The sequence below is a fragment of the Citrobacter sp. U14242 genome (genome assembly GCF_046555775.1).
Classification (GTDB): Bacteria; Pseudomonadota; Gammaproteobacteria; order Enterobacterales; family Enterobacteriaceae; genus Citrobacter.
On the sequence record NZ_JBKGLW010000008.1, the window covers coordinates 176377 to 193986 of the forward strand.

Sequence of the window (17610 nt, forward strand, 5' to 3'; positions counted from 1 at the left end):
TATTCAGCCTACGGTGAGGAACATTGCAGGCCGAATAAGGGGGTTGGTTAATAGTATCCCAACAACTTCCACCACAGCATGCCCACGGCAAAAATGATAATCACATTCGCCGTCACCACGCAGAGGTTGATTTTGTAAAAGCGCGGACGTTCAAAATACCCTTGGGCAAAATAGATAGGACCTGGCCCACCACCGTACTCGGTATTGCCCCACATCAGGTTACTGAAGATACCAAAACAGATAGCGACCATCATCGGTGGCGCGCCTGCTGCGATCGCCGTTGCCGCAAAAGGGGCATACAGTGCAGCAACATGCCCGGTCGCCGTGGCGAAGAGATAATGAACGTAAATATAAAGAATCCCCAGCATAATAAAGGATTCTATCGCGCCAAATCCCTGAATACCGCTGCCCAGTTTTATCGTCATCCATTTAATAAAGCCCAGATCGGCAAGTCCGGTCGCGAGGCTAATAATGACGCTAAACCAAATCACCGTATCCCAGGCCGCGTGGTCATTGAGCAGGCTCTTCCAACTGACCGCGCCAGAGGCAAACAGATACGCAGCCAGCCCCAGCCCGACAGAGGTCGCCGATAATCCCGTGATCAAGCTGGTGCCCCAGCCAACCAACGCCAGCACAAAGCCAAATGCGACCTTTTTCTCGTTACTGCTCATCGCACCGAGTTCACCCAGCGCCTGCTTGCCCATCGCTTTTGCTTCTGGCGTACGCTTAAGCTCAGGGTCCAGCAATTTATAGACCAGAAGCGGCATCAGACAGAAACAGACCATCGCCGGAACCACTGCGGAAACAAACCATCCGCCCCAGGTTATCTCAACGCCTAACGAGGATTTTGCCAGACTGGCCACCAGCGGATTCGCCGCCATCCCGGTGAGGAATATCGCCCCGGTAATTGGCGTAAACTGAAAGCACACCATGGTTAAGAAATCACCGATACGCTTGCCGGTTACCCCAGGAGCCGAGCCCAGCACGTCATTGATTGAGCGGGTGATGGGGAAAATAATCCCCCCGGAGCGGGCAGTAACCGACGGCATTGCCGGGGCCATAATCAGATCGGACACCCCCAGCGAGTAGGCGATACCCAGGCTGCTGCCGCCAAAAAGCGACAGCATTTTGTACGCAATACGTTTCCCAAGCCCTGAGGTAACAAACCCCAGAGAAAGGATATAGGCGCAGAAGATAAGCCATACCGTGCCGGAAGCGAACCCGGAAAGCGCTTTCGCCTCTGGCAACGTTTTGGTAAAAATCACCACGCAAAGCGCAATCAACATGACCGCCCCCGAAGGGAGCGGTTGGGTCAAAATGGCGGCAATAGTGGCGGCAAAAATAGCAAACATATGCCAGGCCTGAGGCGTCAGACCATCAGGTACGGGATAAAACCAAATGATCCCCCCAATCACCAGCGGAATCAGGAACGACAGAATGGATTTTCCCGTGACAGAATTCGTTGACATAAAAATATCCTTATTCCGTTAACCCGAGAACCGTCATTTCTGCGACAGATATTTGGCCAGCACCTGATCGACCATCGCAGGCGCCATTCCCAGGTAATTTGCCGGGTCGGTCAACTCTTCAATCAACTGCGGATCCAGACGTTCTGAAACTGACGGCATCGCATTCAGTACATCCGCCAGTCGTCCCCCTTGTTCATTGACGATACGGCAGGCGTCATACACGACATCATGCGCATCCTGACGACCAATATACGGTGCCAGTCCCATCATGACCGCTTCAGCCACAATCAGTCCGTTAGTCATGCCGAGGTTACGTTTCATCGCAGCTTCATCAACCACCAGCCCCGCTAACATAAAGTTGGCCTGATGCAATGCCCCGGCGCTGAGGACGAAACTTTCCGGGATAGCAATCCATTCTGCATGCCACGGTCCGGTCGCCCGCTCCAGATCCTGCACCATCGCATCCAGCATGAGCCCTGCTTGCTGACGTACGCCTTTCGCACAGGCCAGCATCAACTCGCTGGAAATAGGGTTACGTTTCTGTGGCATAGTACTGCTGGCGCCGCGTCCTTTAACAAACGGTTCATACAGCTCACCAAACTCATTTGATGCCATCAGCATCACGTCATAAGCAATTTTGCCCAGCGAACCGGTCATCACCGCCAGCAGGTTTACGGCTTCTGCAAAACCATCACGTGCAACGTGCCAGGTGGAGGTCGGTACATTGAGCCCTAACTCTTCCATCATGGCTTTTTGTACCGCCAGACCCTTATCCCCCAGCGATGCCAGCGTACCGGCTGCACCAGCAAATTCGCCAACCAGTACACGTGGACGCGCCTGGGCAAGACGTTCAGCGTGGCGTTCGAACATATCCAGCCAAATAGCGGCTTTATAACCAAAGGTTACTGGCAACGCTTGCTGCAAATGGGTTCTGCCCGCCATTGGCGTATCGCGGTAACGGCGCGCGAGGTCAGCGAGCGTCGCACGAAGTTTGTCCATATCGGTTTCAATTAACGCAAACGCATCACGAATTTGCAGAACTACCGCGGTGTCCATGATGTCCTGCGTGGTTGCGCCCCAGTGCACATAGCCACCAGATTCCCCAGCTTGTTTCGAAATCTGGTGTACCAGCGGCAGGATTGGATAACCCACAATCTCGGTTTCATGGCGCAGCACATCGAAATCAAGCGTATCGGCATTACATTTCTCGGCAATTTCCTGTGCCGCAGCCTCGGGTATCACACCGCAGCGTGCCTGGGCTTTGGCTAAGGCCACCTCCACTTCCACGTATTTGCGTACCAGCTCGCGATCGTCAAACACCGCGCGCATCGCCGGTGTGCCGAAAGAATCCCTGAACAGAACAGAATCAAGTACATTCGAAGCCATAAATCCCCCTGGAAAATCTGATAATGATAAGATGCGTGTTTCGGATCATTTGTTGGATAAACAAAGACCGCTTCAATGTCCAGACATAACCAAATGTCCGTACATTTAAATGTACGGACATTTATAGTATTCATGAGAAATGTATGGAATAGTCCGTACATATTTTTGTGATGAAGATCATTAATTTTTTGATGAAACCGCGATGAAAGAATCTCTGTACAAGCGAATAGCACGTGAACTGGCACAGCAAATTTCGGTGGGTACCTTTGCTCCCGGCTCGCTGTTTCCCACAGAAATGGAGCTGTGTGAAACGTGGCAGGTCAGCCGCCACACCATAAGAGAGGCGTTGAGAGAATTAACAGAACAGGGGCTGATTTCACGGCGTAAAGGTGCAGGAACACGCGTTTGCGAACCACAGGCAAACGGTGTTAATCACCCGCTATCGCATCTGGAAGATCTCTTACTGCTGGCAAAAAATAACCTGCGCGTGATTAAGAGAATCGACGAGATTGTGGCGGATATTGAACTTTCCCAGATGATTGGTTGCCCGCCAGGCTCCCGCTGGCTGCACATTGCCAGTACTCGTGAAGATGCGCAGAACCCGGATGCACCAATCTGCTGGACCGACAGTTACGCCAGTACGGATTACGCCAAGCTGCGCACGTACATCCGCGACGATCCGCACTCGTTAATTAGCGATCTGATCGAAACGCATTACGGCATTAAGAGCCATGAAGTTCATCAGACGATTACGGCCGTCGGCGTGCCCAGGAAGATGGCAAAAATCCTTAACGTAGCACCTGATTCTCCGGCGATGAGAATTGTGCGTCGCTATCTGGACAGGGAAGGAAAGGTATTTGAAACGACGATTTCTATTCATCCGGCAGGACGCTATACCTGCTCAATCGTACTGAAATCGCAAAGTTCTGGGGAATGATGCATTGCGTATCCGACCTACGCGACAGGCAGGCCGGATAACACGTTTACGCTGCCATCCGGTAACGTAACTTACTGCGCAGACGAGGGTTTGCGCGGACGACGCGGCGGACGAGGCTTATCGCCCGCCGGTTTGCCTTCGCTGCTACGCGGTTTCGCTTTTGGCGCACCGCCATCCTGACGACGCGGCTGCTGCCCACGACCAGCACCACCCTGACCACGACCACCGCCACCACGCTGCTGACGTCCGTTCTGGATTGGCTCAGCTTTGATTGACGGGTCTGGCTCATAGCCTGGGATCGCAATACGCGGGATCTCTTTTTTCAGCAGCTTCTCGATATCACGCAGCAACTTGTGTTCATCAACGCACACCAGCGACAACGCTTCACCGGTTGCCGCCGCACGGCCGGTACGGCCAATACGGTGCACGTAATCTTCCGGTACGTTTGGCAACTCGTAGTTCACAACATGCGGCAACTCTTCGATATCCAGCCCACGCGCGGCGATGTCGGTCGCCACCAGCACGCGAATATCGCCAGATTTAAAATCAGCCAGCGCACGTGTACGCGCACCCTGAGATTTATTGCCGTGGATCGCCGCACTGCGAATACCGTCTTTGTTCAACTGTTCTGCCAGATGGTTCGCGCCGTGTTTAGTACGGGTAAAGACCAGCACCTGCTGCCAGTTACCCTGACCAATCATCTGCGACAGCAGTTCACGTTTACGTTTTTTATCAACGAAATGCACATGCTGAGTCACCTGCTCTGACGCGGTATTACGACGCGCTACTTCAATTTCCAGCGGATTGTGCAGCAGCTTTTCGGCAAGCTGCTTAATGTCGTCAGAGAACGTGGCCGAGAACAGCAGGTTCTGACGTTTTGCCGGCAGTTTAGCCAGTACGCGACGAATATCATGGATAAAACCCATATCCAGCATTCGGTCGGCTTCATCCAGCACCAGGATCTCAACCTGATCCAGCTTCACCGCATTTTGGTGTTCCAGATCGAGCAAACGCCCCGGCGTTGCAATCAGTACATCCACACCACCGCGCAGTTTCATCATCTGCGGGTTAATGCTCACGCCGCCAAAAACGACCAGCGAGCGAATATTCAGATACTTACTGTAATCACGCACGTTTTCGCCAATCTGAGCCGCCAGTTCGCGGGTTGGCGTGAGGATCAGCGCACGTACCGGACGACGGCTTTTGCCATGCGGCTGGTGGGTAATGAGATGTTGTAACAGCGGCAAGGTAAAACCTGCCGTTTTACCCGTACCGGTCTGGGCACTTGCCATCAGATCGCGGCCTTCCAGCACAGCAGGGATCGCCTGCTGCTGAATAGGGGTAGGTTCACGGTAACCCTGCTCGGCAACGGCACGCAAAATATCAGGATTTAAACCAAGGGAATCAAAAGACATAACTACTCCGAACCGCCCCGACCGTTACCGGTGTCGTTTTCAGGGAGATACACACAATAGAGATGACAAAAACCACAATGTCATGAAGGGGCGGAGTGTAGCAGTTTTTGTGATATGCCGCATAAATTTCCCGCCCACGGAAAATACGTCGACAGACTGGACAAGGGGACATTTGAGTCATAATCTTAATCAATCGATTGATTAATTTCAGAGTCGCGCAATGAATGCACCCACCATGACAACCAAAGGTGAACAGGCGAAAAATCAGCTCATTGCCGCCGCACTGGCGCAATTTGGCGAGTACGGCCTGCACGCCACTACGCGTGATATTGCGGCTCAAGCCGGACAAAACATTGCGGCCATCACCTACTATTTTGGCTCAAAAGAGGATTTATATCTCGCCTGTGCCCAGTGGATTGCTGATTTTATCGGCTCGCAGTTTCGCCCTCACGCGGAGGAAGCAGAGCGACTGTTTGCTCAGCCAAAGCCAGACCGGGCCGCGATGCGCGAACTTATCCTGCGGGCCTGCAAAAATATGATCATGCTGTTAACCCAGGACGACACGGTTAACCTGAGCAAGTTTATTTCACGCGAGCAGCTTTCCCCTACCGCCGCGTATCAGCTGGTGCATGACCAGGTTATCAATCCACTGCATACCCACCTGACACGTCTGATCGCTGCCTATACTGGCTGCGATGCCCATGATACCCAAATGATCCTGCACACCCACGCCATACTTGGCGAGGTGCTGGCCTTTCGCCTGGGTAAAGAAACGATCCTGTTACGTACGGGCTGGTCACAATTTGATGAGGATAAAACCGCGCTGATTTACCAAACGGTCACCTGTCATATCGATCTTATTCTGCAAGGTTTAACGCAAAGGAGTCTGGAGTCATGAAAAAACCTGTCGTTCTTGGGCTGGTTATCGCGGCCCTCGTTGCCGTGATTGCTGGTGGAACGTGGTGGTATCAAAGTCGGCAAGATAACGGCCTGACGCTGTACGGCAACGTCGACATCCGTAGCGTCAACCTGAGTTTTCGTGTCGGTGGCCGACTGGCCTCGCTGGCCGTTGACGAAGGCGATGCCATTACTGCAGGTCAGGTACTGGGCGAACTGGATCACGCCCCGTATGAGAACGCGCTAATGCAGGCGAAAGCCAATGTTGCCGCCGCCCAGGCGCAGTATGATCTAATGCTGGCAGGTTATCGGGAAGAAGAAATCGCACAAACTGCCGCGGCGGTAAAACAGGCCCAGGCGGCTTACGATTACGCGCAGAATTTTTATAATCGACAGGTAGGATTGTGGAAAAGTCGCACTATCTCCGCCAACGATCTGGAAAATGCCCGTTCATCACGTGACCAGGCGCTGGCATCGTTAAAATCCGCGCAAGATAAACTCACGCAATATCGCAGCGGTAACCGTCCGCAGGATATTGCGCAGGCAAAAGCCACGCTCGAACAGGCTCAGGCTGAGCTGGCACAGGCTGAGCTAAATTTGCATGACACCACGCTGACCTCACCGTCTGACGGTACGCTGCTTACCCGTGCGGTCGAACCCGGCAGTATGCTAAGCGCAGGCGGTACGGTACTGACGCTGTCGCTCACCCGTCCGGTATGGGTCCGCGCCTATGTTGACGAACGTAATCTGAGCCAGGCGCAGCCGGGACGTGAAATTTTGCTCTACACCGACGGTCGGCCGGACAAGCCGTATCACGGTAAAATTGGCTTCGTGTCACCTACTGCAGAATTTACTCCGAAAACGGTGGAAACCCCGGACCTGCGTACTGACCTGGTTTACCGTCTGCGTATTGTCGTGACCGACGCAGACGATGCGCTACGCCAGGGAATGCCGGTGACGGTAAAATTCGGTACCGAGGCACGGCATGAATGACGCCGTCATTACGCTGAATGGTCTGACGAAACGCTTTGCCGGGATGGAAAAACCGGCAGTCGCCCCACTTGACTGCACCATTCATGCAGGCTACGTCACCGGTCTGGTAGGTCCTGACGGCGCGGGGAAAACCACGCTAATGCGGATGCTGGCAGGTCTGTTGAAACCGGACGATGGCAGTGCGACGGTGATTGGCTTTGACCCGATAGTCAACGACAGTGCGCTGCATGCGGTACTGGGCTATATGCCGCAGAAATTCGGCCTGTATGAAGATTTAACCGTCATGGAGAACCTCAATCTCTATGCCGATTTACGCAGTGTCACCGGCGAAGTGCGGGAAAAAACCTTTGCCCGCCTGCTGGAATTTACCTCACTGGGGCCATTTACCGGGCGTCTGGCGGGCAAACTTTCCGGTGGGATGAAACAGAAGCTGGGGCTGGCCTGTACGCTGGTCGGCGAGCCCAAAGTACTGTTGCTTGATGAGCCAGGGGTCGGCGTCGACCCCATCTCCCGTCGTGAACTGTGGCAAATGGTGCACGAACTGGCGGGGGATGGCATGTTGATCCTCTGGAGTACCTCGTATCTGGATGAGGCAGAGCAGTGCCGCGATGTGCTGTTGATGAACGAAGGCGAACTGTTGTATCAGGGCGAACCGACGCGACTGACGCAAACCATGGCGGGCCGCAGTTTCCTCATGAGCAGTCAGCAAGAAAATAACCGTCGGTTGCTGCAGCGGGCATTAAAACTACCGCAGGTCAGCGACGGGATGATTCAGGGGAAATCGGTACGTTTGATCCTGAAAAAAGCAGCCACTGCAGACGATATTCGTCAGGCAGACGGGATGCCGGAGATTAACATCAGCGAAACGGCTCCCCGCTTCGAGGATGCCTTCATTGATTTACTGGGTGGTGCCGGTACGTCGGAATCACCGCTGGGCGCGATCCTGCATACGGTTGAAGGAACGCCAGGTGAAACGGTGATCGAAGCTAAAGCACTGACCAAGAAATTTGGTGATTTTGCGGCCACCGATCATGTGGATTTTGCAGTACAACGTGGTGAGATTTTTGGCCTGCTTGGGCCAAACGGTGCCGGTAAATCCACCACCTTTAAAATGATGTGCGGCCTGCTGGTCCCCACCTCCGGCAAAGCGCTGGTGCTGGACATGGATCTGAAGGTCAGCTCCGGCAAAGCGCGCCAGCATCTGGGTTATATGGCGCAAAAATTCTCCCTGTACGGCAACCTGACGGTTGAGCAGAACCTGCGCTTTTTCTCCGGCGTCTACGGTCTGCGCGGTCGGGCGCAGAAAGATAAAATCGATCGTATGAGCGAGGCATTCGGCCTGAAAAGCATCGCGTCTCACGCCACCGACGAACTGCCGCTGGGCTTTAAGCAGCGCCTGGCACTGGCCTGCTCGCTGATGCATGAACCCGATATCCTGTTCCTTGATGAACCCACTTCCGGGGTCGATCCCCTCACCCGTCGGGAGTTCTGGCTGCATATCAACAGCATGGTGGAGAAAGGCGTGACGGTGATGGTCACCACCCACTTTATGGACGAGGCGGAATACTGTGACCGTATCGGGCTGGTGTATCGCGGCAAGCTGATTGCCAGCGGCACGCCTGATGACCTGAAAGCACAAGCAGCCGATAGCGACACGCCGGACCCGACGATGGAGCAGGCGTTTATTACGCTTATCAATGACTGGGATAAGGAGCATACGCATGAGTAGCCACTCTCTCTCCTGGCGGCGCGTACGGGCGTTGTGCGTGAAAGAAACACGCCAGATCGTCCGCGATCCCAGTAGCTGGCTGATTGCCGTCGTGATCCCGTTACTGCTGCTGTTTATCTTCGGCTACGGCATTAATCTCGACTCCAGCAAGCTACGGGTGGGGATTTTGCTTGAACAGCAAAGCAAAGAGGCACTGGACTTTACCCATACCATGACCGGCTCGCCCTATATTGATGCCACCATCAGCGATAACCGTCAGGAATTGATTGAGAAAATGCAGGCCGGACGCATTCGCGGCCTGGTGGTGATCCCGGTAGATTTTGCCCAGCAGATGGCGCGGCCCAACGACGTAGCACCCATTCAGGTCATCACCGACGGCAGTGAGCCAAACACGGCTAACTTTGTGCAGGGTTATGTCGAAGGTATCTGGCAGATTTGGCAAAAGCAACGGGCGGAAGACCAGGGTGAATCGTTCGAGCCACTGATCGATGTGCAGACTCGGTACTGGTTCAACCCGGCGGCCATCAGCCAGCATTTTATTATCCCTGGGGCGGTCACTATCATTATGACGGTCATTGGCGCGATCCTCACCTCGCTGGTGGTGGCGCGTGAGTGGGAGCGCGGAACCATGGAAGCGTTGCTGTCAACCGAAGTGACTCGCGTGGAGTTGCTGCTGTGTAAGCTTATCCCCTATTACTTTCTTGGCATGCTGGCGATGCTGCTGTGTATGTTGGTGTCGGTATTTATTCTGGGCGTGCCGTATCGCGGTTCGTTACTGATCCTGTTTTTTATCACCAGCCTGTTTCTGCTCAGTACGCTTGGCATGGGATTGCTGATCTCCACCATTACCCGCAATCAGTTTAACGCCGCACAGGTGGCGCTGAACGCCGCCTTCCTGCCTTCAATTATGTTGTCGGGATTTATCTTCCAGATAGACAGCATGCCGGCGATTATCCGCGCGGTGACTTACATTATTCCCGCACGCTATTTCGTCAGTACGTTGCAAAGCCTGTTTCTGGCGGGAAATATTCCGCTGGTGCTGATTATCAACGTGCTGTTTTTAATCGCTTCGGCGGTAATGTTTATTGGTCTGACGTGGCTTAAAACCAAACGTCGGTTGGATTAAGGGGACTGGCATGTTTCATCGCTTATGGACATTAATTCGCAAAGAGCTGCAATCGCTGCTGCGTGAGCCGCAAACGCGGGCCATTCTGATTTTACCGGTACTGATTCAGGTCATTCTGTTCCCGTTCGCCGCAACGCTGGAAGTCACTAACGCCACTATCGCTATCTATAACGAAGATAACGGTAAACACTCGGTTGAATTAACCCAGCGTTTTGCCCGCGCCAGCGCCTTTACCCATATTCTGCTGCTAAAAAGCCCACAGGAAATCCAACCCACCATCGACACGCAAAAAGCACTACTGCTGGTGCGCTTCCCGGCAGACTTCTCGCGTAATCTGGATACTTTTCAACAAGCACCCATGCAGCTCATTCTCGATGGACGCAACTCCAACAGCGCGCAGATTGCAGCGAATTATCTGCAGCAGATCGTTAAGGAGTATCAGCAGGAGCTGATGGAAGGCAAGCCGAAACCGAACAACAGCGAGCTGGTCGTGCGTAACTGGTATAACCCGAATCTGGATTACAAATGGTTCGTGGTTCCGTCGCTGATCGCTATGATCACCACCATCGGCGTGATGATCGTCACCTCACTGTCGGTCGCCCGCGAACGCGAACAGGGCACACTTGATCAACTGCTGGTTTCCCCACTGACGACCTGGCAGATTTTCATCGGTAAAGCCGTGCCAGCACTCATTGTTGCCACCTTTCAGGCCACTATCGTACTGGCAATCGGCATCTGGGCCTATCACATCCCGTTTGCAGGTTCACTGGGTTTGTTCTACTTCACAATGGTGATTTACGGGTTGTCGTTGGTGGGATTTGGCTTGCTGATTTCGTCACTGTGCGCGACGCAGCAGCAGGCATTTATCGGCGTGTTCGTCTTTATGATGCCGGCGATTTTGCTGTCCGGGTACGTCTCTCCGGTCGAAAATATGCCGGTATGGTTACAAAACCTGACGTGGATAAACCCGATCCGTCACTTTACGGACATCACAAAACAGATTTACCTGAAGGATGCGAGTCTGAAGATTGTCTGGGGAAGTTTGTGGCCGCTATTGGTCATAGCGGCCACAACAGGCTCAGCGGCGTATGCGATGTTTAGACGCAAAGTGATGTAACTTTTTCTCTTTCGTCAACAACGAGACCACTGCGGGTCCGGCAAGGACAGCCAGCCCCGCCAGCGCCAGTAACACGTTATTTTGCAGCACACGCGACAGCAGCCACAGTACGATCATTGCCGCACCGAAATACCACGTGGTCGTCAGCTCTTCCAGCACATCCGCCACATCACGCCAGCGCTGTTCATGGTGACGTTGCAATGCCAGCATTAAGATAACCGTTACGCCATACACGACGCATAATCCCAGGCCGACGTGCACCAACTTGCCGCTCATCCAGCCCATTACCAGCAACGCCACTACCAGTAAATGCAACACAATCTGCCAGCAACTTAGACCCGTTGCGACACGAACACGTTGTTGCCACCTCATGGCTTTTCTCCTGAAGGATTTTTAACTAATTATTCAGAGTACCGGACTTTCCGGAAAATTCCGTAACACCGCATCTTTTTGTGACGGCGACTACACTATTTATTTCGCCACAGAATTCGGGATGCGGTCAAACCCCCGCATCCCGAAGGATGACGGAGAGAGTCAGGATAGTGACGCCAACGGGAGAATCATGAGCGAATCAGCAGATCGATTTTCATTCAATGTGCTCACCATTAATACTCACAAGGGTTTCACCGCCTTTAACAGACGCTTTATTTTGCCCGAGCTGCGGGATGCCGTCAGGGCAATTGGCGCAGATATTGTGTGCCTGCAGGAGGTGCTGGGCGCTCACGACGAACACTCACTGCAGATAGAAAACTGGCCGGATACCAGCCACTACGAGTTTCTGGCCGACACCATGTGGCGCGATTTCGCCTACGGGTGCAATGCCGTGTATCCACAAGGACATCACGGCAATGCCGTGCTATCGCGTTACCCCATTGAACATTATGAAAACCGTGATGTATCCGTAGGCACGAGTGAAAAACGTGGTGTGCTTTACTGCCGCATTATGCCGCCGATGCTGTCCCGCCCGATTCATGTGATGTGCGTCCACCTCGGTTTACGTGAAGCCCATCGCCAGGCACAGCTCAGCATGCTGGCAAATTGGGTCAATGCCCTGCCCGACACGGACCCCGTAGTGGTTGCTGGCGATTTTAACGACTGGCGACAACAGGCAAATGATCCGTTGAAGAGCCAGGCCGGTCTTGACGAGATTTTTACTCGCGCTCACGGTCGCCCGGCACGAACTTTCCCGGTGCGATGTCCTCTACTGCGCCTCGACAGAATCTATGTAAAAAATGCTAACGCCAGTACACCAGCCGTGCTGGCGCTGCGACACTGGCGACATTTGTCCGATCATGCCCCCCTGAGCGCGGAGATTCGTGTATGAAAACAGGCTGGCGTGAAGGCAATCAAATTCAGCTACTGGAAAACGGCGATCAGTACTATCCCGCCGTATTTCACGCGATTAAACACGCGGAGCAAAAAATCATTCTGGAGACCTTTATCTGGTTTGAAGATGAGGTAGGGAAACAGCTACATGCCGCACTGCTCGCTGCCGCGCACCGCGGGATCGCCGCAGAGGTGTTGCTCGACGGCTACGGCTCACCTGATCTCAGCGATCGCTTTGTCGAAGAGTTAACCGCGGCAGGTATTGTTTTCCGTTATTACGATCCGCGCCCACGTCTGTTCGGGATGCGTACCAATCTGTTTCGCCGGATGCATCGCAAAATTGTGGTCATTGACGATCGCATCGCCTTCGTCGGCGGCATTAATTACTCCGCCGAACACATGTCTGACTACGGGCCGGAAGCCAAGCAAGATTACGCGGTGTGTGTTGAAGGTCCGATTGTGGTTGATATTCTTACATTCGTGCTGGGCAACCTGCCGGGACAAAGCGCCGTACGCCGCTGGTGGCCACGCCATCACCGGGCAGTCGAAAACCATCGCCCCGGTGAAGCGCAGGCGCTGTTCGTCTGGCGTGATAACGAGGAACATCGTGATGATATTGAACGTCATTATTTGAAAATGCTTGCTCAGGCAAAACGGGAAGTGATTATTGCCAATGCCTATTTCTTCCCCGGTTATCGTCTGTTGCATGCACTACGTAAAGCAGCACGACGCGGCGTACGGGTAAAACTCATCGTTCAGGGCGAGCCTGATATGCCCATTGTGAAAGTGGGCGCCCGGCTGCTGTATCACTATCTGGTCAAAGGGGGCGTCCACGTCTACGAATATCACCGCAAGCCGCTGCATGGCAAAGTGGCGCTGATGGACGATCACTGGGCTACTGTCGGCTCCAGCAATCTTGACCCACTCAGTCTGTCGCTGAATCTGGAAGCCAATCTCATTATTCACGACCGTGCTTTTAATCAGATCCTGCGCGACAACCTGAATCCAATTATTGCAGATGACTGTCAGCGAATTGATGAATCAATGTTACCCAGACGTACCTGGTGGAACCTGACCAAAAGCGTATTGGCATTTCACTTTTTACGCCACTTCCCGGCACTGGTCGGTTGGCTACCGGCACACACTCCACGTCTGACGGAAGTGGAGCCGCCAGCACAACCCGCGATCGAAACACAAGATCGCATTCAAACCGAGGATGCAGGAGGAAAAAGCTGATGGCGAAGTCGGGCGAAAACGCGGCGGGTAAAAAACGAGGAGACGATGGCTAAATCATCGTGACGTTAGTGCCGGATGCGGCTTAACACCTTATCCGGCCGACTTTCGTTGCAAAACCGTGGGCCGGACAGGCACTGCCCCATCCGGCGACAAGAATTAGCGGCGATTACCGAAAATACGCAGCAGCATCAGGAACAGGTTAATAAAGTCCAGATACAGCGTTAACGCCCCGAGGATCGCGTATTTACGCAGGTTGGAACTGTCGCGCAGATCAATCTGTTCGCCAATATTTTTCAGCTTCTGCGTGTCATAGGCGGTCAGGCCAACAAACACTATCACCCCAATGTAGGTCACCGCCCACATCAGCGCTTCGCTCTTCAGCCAGAAGTTAACCAACGAGGCCAGAACGATACCAATTAACGCCATAAACAACATGTTGCCAAAACCGCTGAGATCGCGTTTGGTGGTGTATCCGTACAGGCTCATGATACCGAACATCCCGCCGGTAACCACGAAGGTGCTGGCGATAGACGAGTAGGTATAAACGATAAAAATACTCGATAGCGTCAGCCCGGTTAATGCCGAATAGAGCATAAACAGCGTCGTTGCCATTCCAGCACTGAGCTTTTGCACCATTCCCGACAGGACAAATACCAGCGCCAGTTGTGCAATGATCAGCCCAAAGAAGGTAATTTTGCTGGAAAAGACAAACATCATCACCGCAGGCGTATTCGCCGCATACCATGCAATAAACGCCGTCAGTAACAACCCACAGGTCATCCAGCCGTAGACCTGCGCCATGTAGGTTTGCAGGCCGGAACGGGCCTGCACAATAGAATCGGATCGTGGGAATCGGTCCATGACAATCTCCTGAGTCAGTATGTGCCTAAACCAATTGTACTCTACCAGCGTTTTGCTGCTTGCTTATCGCTGTCGCGGGCGTCAACCCAACGTTCACCTTCTGGCGTGGCTTCACGTTTCCAGAACGGCGCACGCGTTTTCAGGTAATCCATAATGAACTGCCCGGCATCAAACGCGCTACTACGATGTGCACTGGTCACACCGACAAATACAATTTCATCGCCCGGCCACAGTTCGCCAATACGGTGGATCACCGTCACACGGCCCAGCGGCCAGCGCTCACGTGCCTCATCGACGATTTCCGCCAGCGCTTTTTCGGTCATGCCTGGGTAATGCTCCAGCGTCAACGCCTGCACGCTGTCACCCAGATTGTGATTACGAACTTTACCGGTAAAAGTGACCACCGCGCCGTCTTCATCGCGCCCGGCAAGCCAGGGGTACTCGTCACCAACGCTAAATGGCGCATACCCAACAACAATTCGCGTTTCAGCCATTTTAGCCTCCGGTCACTGGCGGGAAGAAAGCCACTTCATCACCCGCCCTGAGCGGATGATCAAAGCTGACCAGCGTCTGGTTTACCGCCGCCAGTAGCTTGCCATCTTCCAGCGCCAGCGCCCAACGATCGCCTTTGCCCGCCAGATACTGGCGCAGTGCTTCTACCGTTGGAAATTCAGCCGCAACCTCTAGCGCATCGGTGTTGACCAGTTCTCGCACCTGGGCAAAGAAAAGAACCTTAATCATGTGCATCCACCTTAAAATCCCCCGACTTGCCGCCGCTTTTTGCCAGCAGACGTACCGGACCAATCACCATATCCTTTTGTACGGCTTTGCACATGTCGTAAATGGTCAACGCCGCTACGGAAGCCGCCGTTAATGCTTCCATTTCAACGCCAGTTTTTCCCGTCAGCCGACATAGTGTTTCAATGCGGACACGGTTTTGCTCCGGTTCAGCCAGCAGGTTGACTTCAACCTTGCTGAGCATCAGCGGATGGCACAGCGGGATCAGATCCCAGGTACGTTTGGCCGCCTGAATACCCGCAATGCGGGCCGTAGCGAAAACATCACCTTTATGATGACTGCCATCGATAATCATCGCCAGCGTTTCACTGCGCATGGTCACGAATGCTTCAGCTCGCGCCTCGCGTACAGTCTCAGCTTTGGCAGAAACATCCACCATGTGCGCTTCGCCAGCGGCATTAATATGGGTTAATTGCGACATACTTATTTCTTCAAATGTGGGTGGAAGTTACACGGACGTGTACGGGCATCGAGCTGCGGCGCAATAATATTTTCCCAGGCGGTACGACACGCTTTGGTCGACCCTGGCATGGCGAAAATCAGCGTCTTATTTGCCACCCCGGCAACCGCACGAGACTGCAGCGTCGCCGTACCAATCTCTTCAAAGGAGAGCATGCGGAACACTTCGCCGAAGCCTTCGACTTCTCTGTCAAACAGCGGCAGCAGCGCTTCCGGTGCCTGATCGCCTTCGGTTAAACCGGTACCACCGGTAATGAGCACCACTTGCACATCGTCACTGGCAATCCACGCTGAAACCTGGGCGCGAATCGCATAGCGGTTCTCTTTGACAATCGCCTTATCAACAATCTGATGACCCGCTTCCAGCGCAGAGTCGCGCAGATAATGGCCGGAAGTGTCGTCATCTTCGCCTCGACGGCTGGAAACGGTAAGAATAGCAATGCGTGTCGGGATAAATTCAGCGCTTACCTGACTCATGAGAAACTCCTTTTAGCGATCAGCCGCCAATGTAAGATAAGTTTTGCGTAATACCGGTATTATTCTGATGCAGGAAATGGGTCTGCTTTTTCTCCAGCAACGCGGCAGAGATACGTTCTTCAAGCGCAGACTGCTGGGCGTCGTCTGTCAGCAAATCACGCAAGTTCACCCCGCCTTCACCAAATAAACACAGATGAAGTTTGCCGACGGATGAAACACGCAGGCGATTGCAGGTGGCGCAGAAGTCTTTCTCATAAGGCATGATAAGACCAATTTCACCGGCATAATCAGGATGACAGAAAACCTGAGCCGGACCGTCGCTGCGCTGGCGTAACTGGTGGATCCAGCCGCGCTTAAGCAGTTCATCGCGCAGTACCTGCCCGGAGATATGGTGTTTGCGAAAGAGAGAGCTGCCCTCACCCGTTTCCATCAGTTCAATAAAACGTAGCTGAATCGGCCGCGGTTGAACCCAGGCCAGGAAGGTATCCAGTTGATGATGGTTTACATCGCGCATCAACACGGTGTTGACTTTCACTTTTTCAAAACCGGCATCGAAGGCGGCGTCAATCCCCGCCATCACCTGCTGAAACTTATCCTGCCCGGTAATAGCGTGAAACTGACGTGCATCGAGACTGTCGACGCTGACGTTGAGTGCCGTCAGCCCGGCATCGCGCCATGCAGCAGCATCGCGCGCCAGACGATAACCATTGGTGGTTACCGCAATCTGACGGATAGCGTCGTTTTCACGTACAGCAGCAATAATGTCGGTAAAATCGCGACGCAGTGACGGTTCGCCACCTGTCAGACGCACCTTTTCCGTTCCCAGACTGGCGAACGCACGTGTGACGCGGCGAATTTCATCAACGGTCAGAAAGCCGTTATTAGTCACGCCACCAGGCTTATAGCCATCTGGCAGACAGTAGGTGCAACGAAAGTTACACACATCGGTAATCGACAAACGCAAGTAGTAAAACTTACGCGCGAATGCATCGGTAAGTTGAGAGCCCATGTACACCTTTCCAAATACGGGAGGCGAAGTCATTTCTTCCTGCGCCCTGGTGACAATCGTATTCACGTATCGTCACGGCCAAAGCACCGTATCATTTGACCCAGGTGCAGAGGCTAGAGTGTTTATACTCGTCATGCTTTGAGTACATTGTGGTTATGCCGATACTAGCGTGTAAATGACACTTTTGCCATGTACACTTTCGCTGTATAAACATATATATAGCGACATGATCGTGCAATTTCGCTACAGAATAAGCAAAAACCATGGTTTTGCATTGATATACATCATCTTGCTATCAGGTGGATGTCGTCAGAAAGTGGTAGATCGCAGAAAATTATTTTCTGCGATGACGACTGGATAATTGCTGAAAATACG

At 53.3% G+C, this 17610-nt stretch carries 18 protein-coding genes and 1 riboswitch; of the genes, 8 read left to right on the plus strand and 10 right to left on the minus strand.

Annotated elements, in window-relative coordinates:
- Positions 1–47: 47 nt before the first annotated feature.
- Both ACLJXE_RS14945 and pcaB read right to left on the minus strand, forming a co-directional pair.
- Positions 48–1469 (minus strand): DASS family sodium-coupled anion symporter, encoded by a 1422-nt coding sequence (locus tag ACLJXE_RS14945; protein ID WP_410751284.1) that lies wholly within the window; start codon positions 1467–1469, stop codon positions 48–50.
- 33 nt (positions 1470–1502) lie between these two features.
- A complete protein-coding gene (gene pcaB, locus ACLJXE_RS14950) occupies positions 1503–2855 on the minus strand; it encodes a 3-carboxy-cis,cis-muconate cycloisomerase (RefSeq protein ID WP_410751285.1) in 1353 nt (450 codons plus the stop codon).
- A gap of 202 nt (positions 2856–3057) precedes the next feature.
- Here pcaB and ACLJXE_RS14955 point away from each other — a divergent pair, with 202 nt between their 5' ends.
- Positions 3058–3792, plus strand: coding sequence for a GntR family transcriptional regulator (locus ACLJXE_RS14955; protein WP_410751286.1), 735 nt, complete (start codon positions 3058–3060; stop codon positions 3790–3792).
- A gap of 71 nt (positions 3793–3863) precedes the next feature.
- Here the strand turns inward: ACLJXE_RS14955 and rhlE are convergent, their stop codons facing one another.
- Positions 3864–5207 (minus strand): ATP-dependent RNA helicase RhlE, encoded by a 1344-nt coding sequence (gene rhlE, locus ACLJXE_RS14960; protein WP_286628283.1) that lies wholly within the window; start codon positions 5205–5207, stop codon positions 3864–3866.
- 220 nt (positions 5208–5427) lie between these two features.
- On the opposite strand from rhlE, the gene cecR reads away from it, so the two are divergent.
- From cecR to ACLJXE_RS14985, 5 genes are read left to right on the plus strand one after another with little or no spacing between them, the layout of a single operon-like run.
- Positions 5428–6105 (plus strand): transcriptional regulator CecR, encoded by a 678-nt coding sequence (gene cecR / locus ACLJXE_RS14965; RefSeq protein ID WP_410751287.1) that lies wholly within the window; start codon positions 5428–5430, stop codon positions 6103–6105.
- Positions 6102–7097 carry a secretion protein HlyD gene (hlyD, locus tag ACLJXE_RS14970; RefSeq protein WP_271441260.1) on the plus strand — a complete coding sequence of 332 codons (996 nt, stop codon included), beginning with the start codon at positions 6102–6104 and terminating at the stop codon, positions 7095–7097. Before cecR ends, hlyD begins: the two co-directional genes overlap by 4 nt.
- A complete protein-coding gene (locus ACLJXE_RS14975; RefSeq protein ID WP_410751288.1) occupies positions 7090–8826 on the plus strand; it encodes an ATP-binding cassette domain-containing protein in 1737 nt (578 codons plus the stop codon). The genes hlyD and ACLJXE_RS14975 overlap by 8 nt, the downstream gene beginning before the upstream one ends.
- Positions 8819–9952, plus strand: a complete 1134-nt coding sequence (locus ACLJXE_RS14980; RefSeq protein WP_410751289.1) for an ABC transporter permease — start codon at positions 8819–8821, stop codon at positions 9950–9952. The genes ACLJXE_RS14975 and ACLJXE_RS14980 overlap by 8 nt, the downstream gene beginning before the upstream one ends.
- Before the next feature lie 10 nt (positions 9953–9962).
- Positions 9963–11069 carry an ABC transporter permease gene (locus ACLJXE_RS14985; RefSeq protein ID WP_286628287.1) on the plus strand — a complete coding sequence of 369 codons (1107 nt, stop codon included), beginning with the start codon at positions 9963–9965 and terminating at the stop codon, positions 11067–11069.
- On the opposite strand, the gene ACLJXE_RS14990 is transcribed toward ACLJXE_RS14985, so the two are convergent.
- Complete coding sequence (locus ACLJXE_RS14990) at positions 11031–11441, minus strand: YbhQ family protein (protein ID WP_286628288.1); 411 nt, start codon at positions 11439–11441, stop codon at positions 11031–11033. The genes ACLJXE_RS14985 and ACLJXE_RS14990 overlap by 39 nt on opposite strands.
- A 190-nt stretch (positions 11442–11631) precedes the next feature.
- On the opposite strand from ACLJXE_RS14990, the gene ACLJXE_RS14995 reads away from it, so the two are divergent.
- Together ACLJXE_RS14995 and clsB are read left to right on the plus strand one after the other, a co-directional pair.
- The gene (locus ACLJXE_RS14995; RefSeq protein WP_410751290.1) at positions 11632–12393 is read left to right on the plus strand and encodes an endonuclease/exonuclease/phosphatase family protein; all 762 of its coding nucleotides are present in this window, start codon (positions 11632–11634) and stop codon (positions 12391–12393) included.
- Positions 12390–13631, plus strand: coding sequence for a cardiolipin synthase ClsB (gene clsB / locus ACLJXE_RS15000; protein ID WP_410751291.1), 1242 nt, complete (start codon positions 12390–12392; stop codon positions 13629–13631). Before ACLJXE_RS14995 ends, clsB begins: the two co-directional genes overlap by 4 nt.
- 156 nt (positions 13632–13787) lie before the next feature.
- On the opposite strand, the gene ACLJXE_RS15005 is transcribed toward clsB, so the two are convergent.
- The 6 genes from ACLJXE_RS15005 to moaA all read right to left on the minus strand — a co-directional run bounded on the left by ACLJXE_RS15005 (position 13788) and on the right by moaA (position 17235).
- Positions 13788–14492 carry a Bax inhibitor-1 family protein gene (locus ACLJXE_RS15005; protein ID WP_040230421.1) on the minus strand — a complete coding sequence of 235 codons (705 nt, stop codon included), beginning with the start codon at positions 14490–14492 and terminating at the stop codon, positions 13788–13790.
- A gap of 41 nt (positions 14493–14533) precedes the next feature.
- Positions 14534–14986 (minus strand): molybdopterin synthase catalytic subunit MoaE, encoded by a 453-nt coding sequence (gene moaE, locus ACLJXE_RS15010; protein ID WP_410751292.1) that lies wholly within the window; start codon positions 14984–14986, stop codon positions 14534–14536.
- Position 14987: 1 nt separating this feature from the next.
- A complete protein-coding gene (moaD, locus tag ACLJXE_RS15015) occupies positions 14988–15233 on the minus strand; it encodes a molybdopterin synthase sulfur carrier subunit (protein WP_410751293.1) in 246 nt (81 codons plus the stop codon).
- Positions 15226–15711, minus strand: a complete 486-nt coding sequence (moaC, locus tag ACLJXE_RS15020; RefSeq protein ID WP_286628293.1) for a cyclic pyranopterin monophosphate synthase MoaC — start codon at positions 15709–15711, stop codon at positions 15226–15228. Before moaC ends, moaD begins: the two co-directional genes overlap by 8 nt.
- Positions 15712–15713: 2 nt before the next feature.
- The gene (gene moaB / locus ACLJXE_RS15025) at positions 15714–16226 is read right to left on the minus strand and encodes a molybdenum cofactor biosynthesis protein B (RefSeq protein WP_286628294.1); all 513 of its coding nucleotides are present in this window, start codon (positions 16224–16226) and stop codon (positions 15714–15716) included.
- A gap of 19 nt (positions 16227–16245) precedes the next feature.
- A complete protein-coding gene (gene moaA / locus ACLJXE_RS15030; protein ID WP_286628295.1) occupies positions 16246–17235 on the minus strand; it encodes a GTP 3',8-cyclase MoaA in 990 nt (329 codons plus the stop codon).
- A riboswitch (molybdenum cofactor riboswitch) is annotated at positions 17223–17368 on the minus strand. It overlaps the preceding gene by 13 nt.
- Positions 17369–17610 lie beyond the last annotated feature (242 nt).

Coding starts and splice junctions, on each gene's coding strand:
- rhlE (WP_286628283.1), bottom strand. CDS start 5,207: ATGTCTTTTGATTCCCTTGGTTTAAATCCTGATATTTTGCGTGCCGTT.
- moaA (WP_286628295.1), bottom strand. CDS start 17,235: ATGGGCTCTCAACTTACCGATGCATTCGCGCGTAAGTTTTACTACTTG.
- ACLJXE_RS15005 (WP_040230421.1), bottom strand. CDS start 14,492: ATGGACCGATTCCCACGATCCGATTCTATTGTGCAGGCCCGTTCCGGC.
- ACLJXE_RS14980 (WP_410751289.1), top strand. CDS start 8,819: ATGAGTAGCCACTCTCTCTCCTGGCGGCGCGTACGGGCGTTGTGCGTG.
- ACLJXE_RS14945 (WP_410751284.1), bottom strand. CDS start 1,469: ATGTCAACGAATTCTGTCACGGGAAAATCCATTCTGTCGTTCCTGATT.
- moaC (WP_286628293.1), bottom strand. CDS start 15,711: ATGTCGCAATTAACCCATATTAATGCCGCTGGCGAAGCGCACATGGTG.
- ACLJXE_RS14995 (WP_410751290.1), top strand. CDS start 11,632: ATGAGCGAATCAGCAGATCGATTTTCATTCAATGTGCTCACCATTAAT.
- moaE (WP_410751292.1), bottom strand. CDS start 14,986: ATGGCTGAAACGCGAATTGTTGTTGGGTATGCGCCATTTAGCGTTGGT.
- ACLJXE_RS14955 (WP_410751286.1), top strand. CDS start 3,058: ATGAAAGAATCTCTGTACAAGCGAATAGCACGTGAACTGGCACAGCAA.
- ACLJXE_RS14990 (WP_286628288.1), bottom strand. CDS start 11,441: ATGAGGTGGCAACAACGTGTTCGTGTCGCAACGGGTCTAAGTTGCTGG.
- moaB (WP_286628294.1), bottom strand. CDS start 16,226: ATGAGTCAGGTAAGCGCTGAATTTATCCCGACACGCATTGCTATTCTT.
- hlyD (WP_271441260.1), top strand. CDS start 6,102: ATGAAAAAACCTGTCGTTCTTGGGCTGGTTATCGCGGCCCTCGTTGCC.
- cecR (WP_410751287.1), top strand. CDS start 5,428: ATGAATGCACCCACCATGACAACCAAAGGTGAACAGGCGAAAAATCAG.
- clsB (WP_410751291.1), top strand. CDS start 12,390: ATGAAAACAGGCTGGCGTGAAGGCAATCAAATTCAGCTACTGGAAAAC.
- moaD (WP_410751293.1), bottom strand. CDS start 15,233: ATGATTAAGGTTCTTTTCTTTGCCCAGGTGCGAGAACTGGTCAACACC.
- ACLJXE_RS14985 (WP_286628287.1), top strand. CDS start 9,963: ATGTTTCATCGCTTATGGACATTAATTCGCAAAGAGCTGCAATCGCTG.
- pcaB (WP_410751285.1), bottom strand. CDS start 2,855: ATGGCTTCGAATGTACTTGATTCTGTTCTGTTCAGGGATTCTTTCGGC.
- ACLJXE_RS14975 (WP_410751288.1), top strand. CDS start 7,090: ATGAATGACGCCGTCATTACGCTGAATGGTCTGACGAAACGCTTTGCC.